The 11,808-nt window shown below is 66.4% G+C and carries 9 protein-coding genes; all 9 read right to left on the reverse strand.

All coding sequences use genetic code 11. The features are described from left to right. A partial coding sequence (locus JXA24_03600; protein ID MBN1282839.1) for a sigma-70 family RNA polymerase sigma factor occupies positions 1 to 1,257 on the reverse strand: 1,257 nt, incomplete at its 3' end. Beyond that, the gene (locus tag JXA24_03605; GenBank protein MBN1282840.1) at positions 1,254 to 3,056 is read right to left on the reverse strand and encodes a DNA primase; all 1,803 of its coding nucleotides are present in this window, start codon (positions 3,054 to 3,056) and stop codon (positions 1,254 to 1,256) included. The genes JXA24_03600 and JXA24_03605, both read right to left, overlap by 4 nt. A gap of 15 nt (positions 3,057 to 3,071) precedes the next feature. Beyond that, on the reverse strand, positions 3,072 to 3,527 hold the full coding sequence (locus JXA24_03610; protein MBN1282841.1) for a GatB/YqeY domain-containing protein: 456 nt from the start codon (positions 3,525 to 3,527) through the stop codon (positions 3,072 to 3,074). Between the two features lie 34 nt (positions 3,528 to 3,561). Next, a complete protein-coding gene (rpsU, locus tag JXA24_03615) occupies positions 3,562 to 3,744 on the reverse strand; it encodes a 30S ribosomal protein S21 (protein MBN1282842.1) in 183 nt (60 codons plus the stop codon). A gap of 145 nt (positions 3,745 to 3,889) precedes the next feature. Then, positions 3,890 to 4,942 (reverse strand): class I SAM-dependent RNA methyltransferase, encoded by a 1,053-nt coding sequence (locus JXA24_03620; protein ID MBN1282843.1) that lies wholly within the window; start codon positions 4,940 to 4,942, stop codon positions 3,890 to 3,892. Then, the gene (ftsY, locus tag JXA24_03625; protein ID MBN1282844.1) at positions 4,933 to 5,823 is read right to left on the reverse strand and encodes a signal recognition particle-docking protein FtsY; all 891 of its coding nucleotides are present in this window, start codon (positions 5,821 to 5,823) and stop codon (positions 4,933 to 4,935) included. Before ftsY ends, JXA24_03620 begins: the two co-directional genes overlap by 10 nt. Before the next feature lie 134 nt (positions 5,824 to 5,957). Continuing rightward, positions 5,958 to 9,545 carry a chromosome segregation protein SMC gene (smc, locus tag JXA24_03630; GenBank protein ID MBN1282845.1) on the reverse strand — a complete coding sequence of 1,196 codons (3,588 nt, stop codon included), beginning with the start codon at positions 9,543 to 9,545 and terminating at the stop codon, positions 5,958 to 5,960. A gap of 134 nt (positions 9,546 to 9,679) precedes the next feature. Next, positions 9,680 to 10,834, reverse strand: a complete 1,155-nt coding sequence (locus JXA24_03635) for a hypothetical protein (GenBank protein MBN1282846.1) — start codon at positions 10,832 to 10,834, stop codon at positions 9,680 to 9,682. A 142-nt stretch (positions 10,835 to 10,976) separates the two neighbouring features. After that, entirely contained in the window at positions 10,977 to 11,798 is an 822-nt protein-coding gene (locus JXA24_03640) for a 3-keto-5-aminohexanoate cleavage protein (protein MBN1282847.1), read from the reverse strand. Between the last annotated feature and the right edge of the window lie 10 nt (positions 11,799 to 11,808).

An 11,808-nucleotide genomic window follows, 5' to 3' on the forward strand; every position in this document is an offset into this window, starting at 1 on the left:
CGCGTAGGTCGAGAACTTGTAGCCGCGGCGGTACTCGAACTTGTCGACCGCCTTCATGAGGCCGATGTTGCCCTCCTGGATGAGGTCGAGGAACTGCAGCCCCCTGTTGGTGTACTTCTTCGCGATCGAGACGACCAGCCTCAGGTTGGCCTCGATGAGCTCGCTCTTGGCGCGCTCGGCGAACTGTTCCGCGCGCTTTATCTCGCGGTAGGTGGTGCGCAGCTCCTCCATGCTCTGGCCCGCGCCCCTCTCGAGGTGGCTCTTCTCCGACTGCACCTTGTCGAACTCCCTGATCACCTCGGCGACCGCCTCCCTCGAGAGGCCGGTCTCCTTCACCACCTTGCGGCGCTGGTAGTCGGTGCGCTTGTACTCCCTTATCCTCTCGCGGATCTCGGAGTCCTTGCAGTGCAGCTTCCTCGCGCAGCCGTGTATGGTCTTCTGGTAGTTCTCCGCCTGCTCGATCACCTGGTGGAACGCCTCCACTATGCCGTTGATAGTCCTGGTGGAGAGCTGCATCTCCTTGAAGCAGCCGAGCATCTGCTCCTGGACCTCGGCGAGCTTCTCCCTGCACCCTTCCTTCTGTTTCTTCGAGGTGCTGGCCCGGCCGACCTTTTTGAACGCCTCGCGCCTCTGCTTCTCCAGGGCGCGCACCCTGCTCATGAGCTTGAGTATCCTCGCGCGGTGGCCGGTCTCGTCGAACTCCTCGAGGTCCGCCTCGTCCAGGTCCTCAGCGTCCTTTATGACCGAGATCACGCGGATGCGGTTGCGCTGCAGGTCCTCGCCGAGCGCCACTATGCGCGAGACGCCCAGGGGGCTCGAGAGGAGTATGCCCATCATCTCGTTCTGGCCGCGCTCGATGCGCTTGGCGATCTCGACCTCCCCCTCGCGCGTGAGCAGGGCGACCTGCCCCATCTTGCGCAGGTACATGCGCACCGGGTCCACGCTGCGCACGGCGTAATCGGGGCCCGGCTCGATCCGGGGGGCCTTCTCCTCGACCTTCTCCTTGGCCTGCGAGCGCTCCTTGAGGTTCTTCCCCTCCTCCTCGTTGTCGACGATCTCGATGTCCATGTCGTCGAATATGGTCAGCACGTCGTCGAGCTGGGCGGAGCTCACCATGTCGGCCGGGAGGGCGTCGTTGACCTCCTCCACCGTTAGGTACCCCTTGGTCTTGCCGGCGGAGATGAGGTTCTTCACCTCCTCGATGTCCGACGGGGCCTTCTTCGTCCTCTGCTCGCTGCTCTGCACTTGGGTGCTCATCTCTCTCCTGTCCCCGCGCGCCTATGGATCCGGCTCACCAGCTCGCCCTTCTCGGCGAGCAGGCTCACGATGCGCCCATCGTCTGCCCGGTCCTGCGCGCGGATGATCTCTTCGTTTATCGCCTCTATCCTCGTCTGCACCGGCCTCGCCGCCATGCGCCTGGCGCAGTCGGCCGCCACGTTCGCGGCCTCCTCGTCCGAGAGCCCCGGCTCGCCGATCGCCAGCGCGCGGAGCGCGGAGGCGAGCTGATCGTCCTCGATGCCGGCGATCAGGGCGTTCACATCGGGGGCGCGGCCGCCCGCCGCCGCCGCAGCCAGCATCCCGGCCGCGGTGCGGCACCACTCGTCGGCGAAGTCGGCCGCCGCTATCGAACCGAACACCGCCGGCGCGGTCTCGGGGTGCGCCAGCATCGTCCTGATGAGCAACCGCTCCACCGAGCTCTCCGCGGCCGCGTCGCGGCCCCTCTCCTGCGGGGCCAAAGCGCCCCTTTTGCGCTGCGCGCCCGCAGCCCCGGCGATCACCCTCTCCTCGACGTCGAGCCTTCGGGCAAGGTGCTGCCTGAGTATCGCCGACTCGACCGGGTCATCGACCCTGGCCATCATCGGCGCTATCCTCTGGAGCGCGGCCACCTTGCCCGCCGAGTCGAGCCCGGTCTTCGCGACCGTCAGCTCGACGAAATGATCGAACAGGGGCCTCGCCCTCTCTATCCTCGCGCGGAACGCCTCCGCCCCCTCCTTCCTCACGAGCGAATCCGGGTCCTCGCCGGAGGGAAGGAGCGCCACGCGGGGCATGATCCCCGAGTCGACGAACACACCCAGCGACCTGATGGCGGCGCGCGAGCCCGCCTCGTCGCCGTCGAACACGAGCACCATGTTGCGCGTGTATCGCGCCAGCGCGGAGACGTGCCCCTCTGTGAGCGCGGTGCCCAGCGGCGCCGCTACGTTCTCCACGCCGCTCTGGTGGAGGGCTATGAAATCCATGTAGCCCTCCACGAGGATGACGCGGTCCAGGGAGCGGATCGCGGCCGCCGACCTGTCGAGCCCGTAGACGCTGCCCGACTTGTGGTATATCGGCGAGTCGGGCGAGTTGAGATACTTCGCCTGCGGCTCCCCCGCCTCTCCCGAGCCGATCGCGCGCCCGCCGAAGCCGATCACCTCCCCGCGCGGCGACACGATCGGGAAGATGACCCGGTTGCGGAAGAAGTCGTAGGCCCCGCCGCCGTCCCGACGCTTTATCAACCCCAGCTCGACCGCCAGCGCATCGGGCACCCCCTTCGACCGAAGATGCCCCGCCAGCGACTCCCAGCTCTTGTCGGCAAACCCCAGAAAATGTTGCTTTAAAATTTCATCTTTGATTCCGCGGGCTTGCAGGTAAGCCCTCGCCTCGGCCCCGATTTTTTCGTCCGCGAGCTGCATGGAGAAGAACTCTCGCGCGATATCGTTCACGCGCAAAAGCTGCCGCCGCCTCTTCTGCCGCTCGTCCTCCTGCGCCGCCTGGCGGGGGTCGGCGCTCCTCTCGATGGTGACGCCGACCTTGGCCGCCAGCTGCTCGACCGCATCAGCGAACCCCACGCCGTCGAACTGCATGAGGAACTGGAAGCAGTCGCCGCCCGCCCCGCAGCCGAAGCAGTGGTAGATGCCCTTCTCGTCGCTGACGGAGAACGACGGGGTCTTCTCGTTGTGGAACGGGCAGAGGCCCTTGAAGTTGCGGCCCGCGCGCTTGAGCGGCATGCGCTCGCCGATGAGCGATGCGATGGAGACGCGCTCCCTTATCTCGTCGAGGGTCGATTTGCTAAACATCCGGCGCCTTTGAACTCAGCCCTGCTTTTCCGAGAGCCTGGCCTTGACCGCCTCGCTCAACTTTTTCCCGTCGACGCGGCCGGCGGTCCTCTGAGCAAGCGCCTTCATGACCTTGCCCATGTCGGCCGGCGAGCTCGCGCCCGTCTCGGCGACGGCCTCGCCGACGAGCGTCGCCAGCTCCTCATCGGAAAGCGGCTTTGGAAGAAAAGATTGAATGATCCTGAGCTCCGCCTCCTCCTTGTCGACCAGGTCCTGCCTCGCTCCCCTCTTGTACATCTCGATCGACTCGCCGCGCTGCTTGGCGAGGGTCGCGAGCACCCGGGCGCACTCGGCGTCGTCGAGCTCGCCACGCTTCTCGATCTCTTTGTTCTTGATCGCGGCGGAGAGGAGGCGGAGGCACCCCACCCTGACGGAGTCCTTCGCCTTCATCGCATCCCTGGTCTGGTCGACGATCTGCTGTTTCAGAGGCACAGCCCACCCCTTTCACCCCGGCCTGCGAACGCCATCAGTACCTGCGGTGTCGCTTCTTCTTCGCGGCCTCGCGCTTCCTCTTCTCCTTGACCGAGGGCTTCTCGTAATACTCCCGCTTGCGCACGTCGGAGAGGATCCCCCCCTTTTCGCACTGCTTCTTGAAGCGGCGAAGCGCCTGCTCGAAGGTCTCGCCCTCGCGGACTCTGATTCCCGGCATCTGAAATCACCCCTCTCGAGTGGAATGGGCCCTGATCATCCCTGAGTTTCCTGAATCAGTAAAAAAGTCGGATACTTGTATCAGAAGCGACCTCATTGTCAAGGGCGCCGGGGAATTAAATAGGCTTCTATTACGGCTTGTTAGGTCAGCTCCGGGAGAGCATGGCCAGCGCCTCTATGTGAAAGGTCTGCGGGAACATGTCCACCGGCATCGCGCGGATGAGCCTGTAGCCCGCAACCGAGAGCGAGCGGAGATCGCGCGAGAGGGTGGCGGGATCGCACGACACGTAGAGCACCGTGCGCGGGAGGGCCTCCGCGATCGCCCCGATCGCCTCGGGGCACCCCTTCCTCGGCGGGTCGAGGATCACCGCCTCAGCGAAGCGGCCGAAGCGGATCACCGCGCGGGCGTCGTCCATCCTGTGGAACTGCACGTTGCAGGCGCGCTCCCTCTCCTGGGCCCTCGCCGCCAGAGCCACCGCGCGGCCGTCGATCTCGGTGGCGATGACGCTGCCCGCCACGCGGGCGAGCGCGAAGGTGAAGTTGCCGGAGCCGGCGTGCAGCTCGAGCACGCTCGAGTGCGGGACCTGACCCAGCCACTCGCAGACGAGGGCCCTGAGGTTTTCGTTCTGCCCCGGGTTGATCTGGGAGAACCCCTCGCCTCTGTGGGCCCTGAGCGCGATGCCGCGGTCGCGCCTCGATATCTCCCCCCTGCGCTCGCGGAGTTCGCGGTTGAGCGCCTCGGCCGCTATGGCGCACTCCTCGAACTCCACGACCTCCTTAGACCCGCGTCTGTAGTACCCGACCCTGCCCCTCGAATCCACGTGCAGCTGCATGCGGTCGCGATAGTTCCACTGCATGGGGGAAGGCAGGGCGCGAAGCACCGGCGGGTCGTCGATCTTTCCGACGCGAGCGAGGGTCTCGGCGAGGATCCTTCCCTTCCACTCGAGCTGCGCCTCGTAGGAGATGTGCTGCCACTGGCATCCGCCGCACACGCCGAACACCGGGCAGCGGGGCGCGGTCCTGCAGGGGGCGGGCTCCACGATCGCGAGCAGCTCCGCTTCGAGGTATCCCGGGTGCTCGGCGACGATCTCGACCTCGACGACGTCGCCCGGCGCGGAGAACGGCACGAAGACCTTGCGGCCCTCGTGGGCCGCCATCCCGCTGCCGCCGTGGACGAGCTTTTCGATGGTCACTCGCATGAGAGGATGGATTCCACGAACTCACGTGCGTCGAAGGGCTTGAGATCCCGCATCCCCTCACCCGTGCCCACGTGCCTGATCGGGACGCCGAGGTCCCGCGATATCGCGAGCAGCACCCCTCCCTTTGCCGTGCCGTCGAGCTTGGCGACCACGGCGCCGGTGAGGCCGACCGCCGCGTGGAACTCGCGCGCCTGGACGAGGCCGTTGCCTCCCACCGTGGCGTCGATGACGATGAGCTTCTCGTGAGGCGCCCCGGGGCAGGCCTTCGCCAGCACGCGCGATATCTTCCTGAGCTCCTCCATGAGGTTCTGCCTTGTGTGCAGCCTCCCGGCGGTGTCGACGATGACCACGTCGTGGCCCCTAGCCGCGGCCTTCGAGACACCGTCGTGCGCCACCGCAGCGGGGTCGGCGCCGGGCCTCTGCGCCACCACCTCGCAGCGAAGCCTCTTCCCCCACTCGGCGAGCTGCTCCGAGGCGGCCGCGCGGAAGGTGTCGCATGCGACGAGCAGCACCCTCCTGCCCTCGTCGATGTGGGAGCGGGCGAGCTTCGCTATGGTCGTGGTCTTGCCCACGCCGTTGACCCCCATGACGAGCACCACGTGCGGCCTGGAGAGGACGGGGGGTCGTGCCGACCTGAGCATCCCCACCATCTCCTCGGCAAGGCGATGCTTCACCATGGCGGGGGTGCGCTCCGCGCGCGCGCGCGAGATGAGATGCTCCGTCACGGCGAGCCCCGCGTCCGAGGCGATGAGCTGGGACTCGAGCCTCGCCCAGAACCCGTCGTCGAGGCGGGCGTCGCAGAGGAGCCTCGCCAGCCCGTCGCCGAACCCCATTCGCGCAGGCGGACGCACGGTGAGCGCGGAGCCCCGCCCCTTTCTCATCCTGACGATGAGGGCGAAGATCGCCGAAACGACGGCGAGCCCCGCGATGCCCTGAATTATGGAAATATGGACGGTATCCATGGCCTCTTATCGCCAGTCACGAGTCACGAGTTACGAGTCACGAGTCACGGAACTCAGGCGACCTTGTCCTCCTCGTCCCTGTCGGCCGCGAGCCTTACCGAGACCAGCTTGGAGACGCCCGCCTCCTCCATCGTGACCCCGTAGAGCAGATCGGCGAGCTCCATCGTCCGCTTGTTGTGGGTGATGAGGATGAACTGCGAATGCGGAGTCATGGAGCGTATGAGGTCGTTGAAGCGGTCTATGTTCGCATCGTCGAGCGGCGCGTCCACCTCGTCGAGCAGGCAGAATGGGCTCGGCTTTATGAGGAAGATCGCGAAGACCAGCGCCACCGCCGTGAGCGCCTTCTCGCCGCCCGACAGAAGCGTGATGGACTGCAGCTTCTTGCCTGGCGGCTGCGCGACGATCTCGATGCCGGTCTCGAGCAGGTTCTCCTCGTCTGTGAGCATGAGGTTCGCCCTTCCGCCGCGGAAGAGCTTCGGGAAGAGCATCGAGAACTGCTCGTTGACCGCGTCGAACGCCCTGCGGAAGCGCTGGCGGCTGGTGCGGTTGATCTTTCCGATCGCCTTCGAGAGGTTGTCGAGCGACAGCGACAGGTCCTCGTGCTGGCCTGAGAGGAATGCGTGCCGCTCGGAGAGATCGTCGAACTCCTTGATCGCGTCGACGTTGACCGGGCCTATCTTTTCGAGCCTGTCCTTGAGCTCCGCGACCGCCGCCTCCTCCGCCTCGACGTCGAGCCCCTCGGTGAAGTACTGCGACTCCACTGAGGCCAGGTCGAGGTGGTACCGCTCGAGTATGCCGTCGGCGAGATAGCGCTCGCCCGCCCGCATCTCGGTGAGCTTGAGCTCCAGGCCGTGGACCTTCGCGACCGCCTCGTCGTGGAGGCGCCTGACCTCGCGGATGGAGAGCTCCTTCTCGCGAAGGGCGGACTGCCCCGCCTCATAGCGCCCCTGGCAGGCCCTCTGCGACTCCGCAAGCCTCGCCACCGCCCTTATGGCGAGGTCCATGTCCACCTTGAGCGATTCGATCTCGCGCTCGAGCACCCTGTCGCGCTGATCGGATGCGGCCAGCTCCGCGGCCCGCCTCCCGCGCGACATGAGCGCAACGACCTTCTGCCGGATGAGCCCCTCCAGCTCCCTGCCGGCCGACGACTGCCTCTCCTCGGCCTGGGCGAGCTCGACCTTGAAGTCGGTGAGCTTCTGGTCGCGGCCGCCGAGCTCCGAGGCGACCGAGGCCAAGACATCCTGCGACTCGGCGAGCCTCTCCTCCGCGTCCCTGCGGTCGCCGCGGTGGGCCTCAAGCGCGAGCTCCGCCTCGATCCTCTCGTTGTCGATCCTGCGGAGCTCCTCGGCGAGAGCGGCCGACTCAACCGTGAGCGCGTCGCGCTCCGCCTCGAGCCTCTTCTGCTCGTCGCGCAGCCTCTCGCAGTCGCGCTCCTGGTTCACGAATTTTATCTCCTCGCCGTGCGAGTCGCGGCGCAGCCCCTCGACGTGCTCCTCGATCGACTTCACCCTGTCGCGAAGCCTGGCGGCCTCACCCTCCGCGACGGTGAGCTCGCCTGAGAGCCTCGCCACCTCCTCCTCAAGCTCCTTGGCCCTGCGCTTCTGGGCGACCAGCTGCTCCTCCACCCCTGCGCCCGATCCGCCGGTGATGACGCCCGAGGGATCCACGACGCTCCCGTCGCGCGTGACGAAGGTCTTGAGGTAGCGCCCGGTGCCCCACAGCCCGAGCGCGCGCTCGAGGTCCTCCACGAGGACCACGTCGCCCACGAGATAGTCGGCTATGTTGCGAAAGTCGTCGCTCATGCGCACGAACTCCGACATCGCGCCCACGACGCCGTCGCCATCGGGGAGAGAGCCCCCGGCGGCGGATGTGCGCACCCCCACCGGTATGAAGCTGCTGCGGCCGCTCGCGGCGGTCCGCAGGTAGTCTATGGCCTCGGCGCCCTCCTCGTGGGAGCGCACCACCACGTACTGCAGCCTCTCTCCCAGGACCGCCGAGAGCGCGGTCTCGTACTCGGGCTCCGTCTCGATGAGATCGCTGACCGTGCCCACGACCCCGGCAAGCTTCTCGCCTTCGGCGTCCACGCGCGTCAGGACAGCGCGCACGCCGTCGCGGTAGCCCTCGAGGTTGCGGCGCAGCTCGCGGATCGAGTTCAGGCAGGAGCGCCTGTCGCTCAGCTCGTCGCGCACCCTCTGCAGGGCCGACTCGGCCTCCGCCAGCGCCGCCCTCTGCTGATCGAGGTTGAGCATCGCCGTCTCCGACTCCTGGGATATCTGGAACTTGAGCTGGCGCGCGCCGTCGAGCTCCCTGGACCTGCCTTCGAGCTCCCTCGCGATCTCTGAGCGGCGGCGGTCCGTCGCGTCGATGGACGCCTGGTCCTTGGCGAGCCTCCCGGTGAGGTCGACCTTGCGCCCTTCGAGGTGCTCGATGGTCGCGGCGAGGTTCGCCGTCGACTCCCCGCTCTGCATGACCCGCCTCGTCAGATCCTCGCACTCGGCGCGCAGGCCGTCGTGGCTCTGCCTGAGCTCCGAGACCTCCGCCTCCATGTTGAGGACCAGGTCGGACGATCCGGCGAGCATGAGGTCCGCCTCGACCAGCGCAGAGATCGCGGCGTCTATGGACGCGTCTATCTCCGACAACCTCTCCGAGATACCGTCCATCTCCTGCGAGATCGAACCCTTCGCCTCCGCAATAGTCGCCCTCTCCTTGGACCTGTGCCCCATCTCCGACTCGAAGAACTTCGTGGAGTGCTGGACGCGGTAGAGCTCCTGCTGCACCCCGTCGAGCTCGCGCTCTATCCCGGCGATCGAGAGCCTGGCCGCCTCAACGTCGGCCTCGTAGCGCGCGAGCTCCGCGGAGCTCGAGGTCTCCTCCTCCCTCATCCTGATGTTTTCGGAGACGAACCGCTCCATCTCGAGCCTCTGCAACCTGTGCTTCGTGGCGGCGAGCCTGAGATCCCTCTCCCTCAGCTCCTCGCCTGCCTTCTGGTATCGCTCCGCCTTCCTGGCCTGCCTGTTGAGGGAGTTGATCTGGCGGGTGAGCTCCGCGAGCACGTCCGTGAGCCTCGCGAGGTTTGCGCGCGTGGAGTCCATCTTGCGCAGCGCCGCCTCCTTGCGCGCCTTGAACTTCGAGATGCCTGCCGCCTCCTCGATGAGCCTGCGCCGGTCCTCGGGCTTCGAGGAGACGATGCTGCCGACCATCCCCTGCTCGACTATGGAGTAGGCCTTGGTGCCCACGCCCGTGCCGAGGAAGAGGTCCACGATGTCCTTGAGCCTGCACGGGGTCTTGTTGATGAAGTACTCGCTCTCGCCGGAGCGATAGAGCCTGCGGCCGACCTGTATCTCGCTGTACTGCGAGTACTCGGCCGGGGCGCGGCCGTCGGAGTTGTCGAAGGTGAGGAAGACCTGGGACATGCCGACCGGCGGGCGCGACTCGCAGCCGTTGAAGATCACGTCCTCCATGGCGGAGCCGCGCAGGTGCTTTGCGCTCATCTCGCCCATCACCCAGCGGATGGCGTCGACGATGTTGGACTTGCCGCAGCCGTTGGGGCCGACCACGCCGGTGATCCCCTCCTCAAAATTGACGACAGTGCGGTCGGCGAACGATTTGAAGCCTGTCATCTCAAGGGTCTTTATGCGCATGGTATAGGCCTCTCAGAGGACGTATAACTGCCTTGCCATTTTAAAAAAGCCCCAGCCGTAGTGGGTGCCAAACTTTTCGCCACCATATCTTGGGGTGTCAAAAAAATCAAGTCGGATCAATATCATGCACCGCTTCAAGGGTACGTGGCGACCACCGCGAGGGTGGATATGTCTATGATCGATAAGGTGTTCGACTCCACGTTGCCCACGTAGAGATACCTCTCGTCGCCTGCCGGGGTGAGGTAGAGCGCCAGCGAGAACGGCGCCTCCCCGACGCTTACGGTCGCGACCACGGCGTACGTCGCGCGGTCGATGACAGTGACCGTGTCGTCGTCCTGGTTGGTCACGAAGGCGTATTGCGTCGAGAGGAGGACCTCCTGCGGGTTCTTTCCCACCTCGATGGTGGCGATGAGCAGCCCCGCGTCGTCCTTGTCCACCCGGGCTGCGGTGGTGTTGCCGGTGCGGGGGACGAGCGGGGCGACGTCCACCACCTGCACGAAGCGGCACCAGTCGCCGTCGCACTCGTTGCCCTCGCCGACCACCCAGATGCGGGAGCCGTCGAACGCGATCCCCTCGGGATTCGGTATGTCGCTGATCCAGTAGTCCACAGGCACCGAGCCGGCGTCGCCCGCCTTGTCGAGGTTCACCACCAGCACCCCGCCGTATTCGCGGGAGAGGAACGCCTGCGGGTCGTTGCGGGCGATGTGGTTGACCGCCGTCTGCGTGAGGCTCCCGCCGGTATCGAGATCGCAGGTCAGCGCGAGGCTGCCCGGCGGACCGATGGCCGCGAGATCGAAGTACTGCAGCCCGTCCTCGCTCGTCGTCACCCAGGCGCGGTCCGCAGGATAGCAGCAGTCGATGGCGTAGGCGTTGAGCCCTGCGGGTTGCTCGGTGAACGAGCCGAAGCCGGGCGAGGCCTCGTCCACGTCGAAGATGTAGAGCCTGTCCTCGGTGGCGCCCGCGTCCGGGCTGTAGCGGTTGGGCACGTAGGCCATCCCCGCCGCCTGGTCGAGATATATCTGCCCCGAGAAGCTCGCGGTGGGCACGGATTTTATGAGCGCCGGGGCGAGAGGATCGGTGACGTCGAAGACCTGGAACGATCCCTGTGTCCAGTCGTAGAGGACCTCGGCGTTGGAGTTGACGACGTAGAGCCTGCTCGCGGCCGCGTCGAAGGTCATGGCGCTGGGAGTCGCCAGCTGCTCCCCGAGCTGCGGGAAGATGCCCGTGCCCTGGGCGCACGACGCAAGCAAAAAGATAAAGAGAATTGAAGAGATGAGAGGACGTTTCATCAGGCTCCCGATGGCCTTTGAATTGAGGGGCTTCTAGCGGAAAAAGGGGTGGGTGTCCATCTAAAACAGGCAACGCTTGTGCAAGCAGGGCAAGCAAAGCGAGAAAGGCGGGCAAAGCGGTGATAACAGGGGTGGAAAGAGGCTATTCGATGCCCAGTATCCTGCGCGCCTCGGCCGGCGTGGCCACCGGCCTTCCCACCTCGGCCGCGATGCGCGCCACGCGCTCGACCAGCTGCGCGTTTGATCTGGCGAGCACGCCCTTGTGGTAGTAGACGTTGTCCTCGAATCCCACGCGCACGTGGCCTCCGTACGCGATTGCGGCGACCGCGCAAGGCGTTTCAAAGCGGCCGATGCCCGCCACCGCCCACGTGTCGCCCGGGTCTATGAGCCCCCGCATGAAGGCGAGGTTCGCGAGCTCCCCCGAGAGGCCGCCGTCCACGCCGAGCACGAACTGGTAATGCACGGGCTTGGCGAGCACCCCCTTCTTCAGGAGCCGGCGCGCGGCCTCAACGTCTCCGGCGTCGTAGACCTCGATCTCCGGCACCACCCGGAGCTCCCGCATCCTCTCGGCCAGCGCGCGCACCTCTTTCGGGTGATTCAGAAAGATGTCGTCCCCGAAGTTCATCGAGGCGATGTTGAGGGAGGCCATCTCGGGCTTGAGCTCGACTATCGGGGCCATGCGCCTCTCCATCGGCTCGCCGACCGCGCCGCCGGTGGAGATCTGCACTATCGTGCCCCCGGGGCACGCGGCCCTTATCGCCTCGATCGAGGCGCGGAACCGGTCGAGCGACTGCGTGGCGTTCCCCTTGTCGTCGCGCACGTGCAGGTGGATGACCGACGCGCCCGCCTTGGCGCACCCGGCCGCATCGCGCGCCTGTTCCTCCGGCGTGAGGGGCAGGTTCGGGTTCATCTCCCGCGTCGTCTCCGCGCCGGTTATCGCCGCGGTGATGATGAGTGGTTCCATGGGCCGCCCC

The sequence above is a fragment of the Pseudomonadota bacterium genome (assembly GCA_016927275.1).
In the GTDB taxonomy this organism is placed as follows: domain Bacteria; phylum UBA10199; class UBA10199; order 2-02-FULL-44-16; family JAAZCA01; genus JAFGMW01.

Bases quoted from the DNA above. Each gene is read 5' to 3' on its own strand.
- JXA24_03605 (MBN1282840.1), bottom strand. From the start codon at position 3,056: ATGTTTAGCAAATCGACCCTCGACGAGATAAGGGAGCGCGTCTCCATC.
- rpsU (MBN1282842.1), bottom strand. From the start codon at position 3,744: ATGCCGGGAATCAGAGTCCGCGAGGGCGAGACCTTCGAGCAGGCGCTT.
- JXA24_03620 (MBN1282843.1), bottom strand. From the start codon at position 4,942: ATGCGAGTGACCATCGAAAAGCTCGTCCACGGCGGCAGCGGGATGGCG.
- ftsY (MBN1282844.1), bottom strand. From the start codon at position 5,823: ATGAGAAAGGGGCGGGGCTCCGCGCTCACCGTGCGTCCGCCTGCGCGA.
- smc (MBN1282845.1), bottom strand. From the start codon at position 9,545: ATGCGCATAAAGACCCTTGAGATGACAGGCTTCAAATCGTTCGCCGAC.
- JXA24_03635 (MBN1282846.1), bottom strand. From the start codon at position 10,834: ATGAAACGTCCTCTCATCTCTTCAATTCTCTTTATCTTTTTGCTTGCG.
- JXA24_03640 (MBN1282847.1), bottom strand. From the start codon at position 11,798: ATGGAACCACTCATCATCACCGCGGCGATAACCGGCGCGGAGACGACG.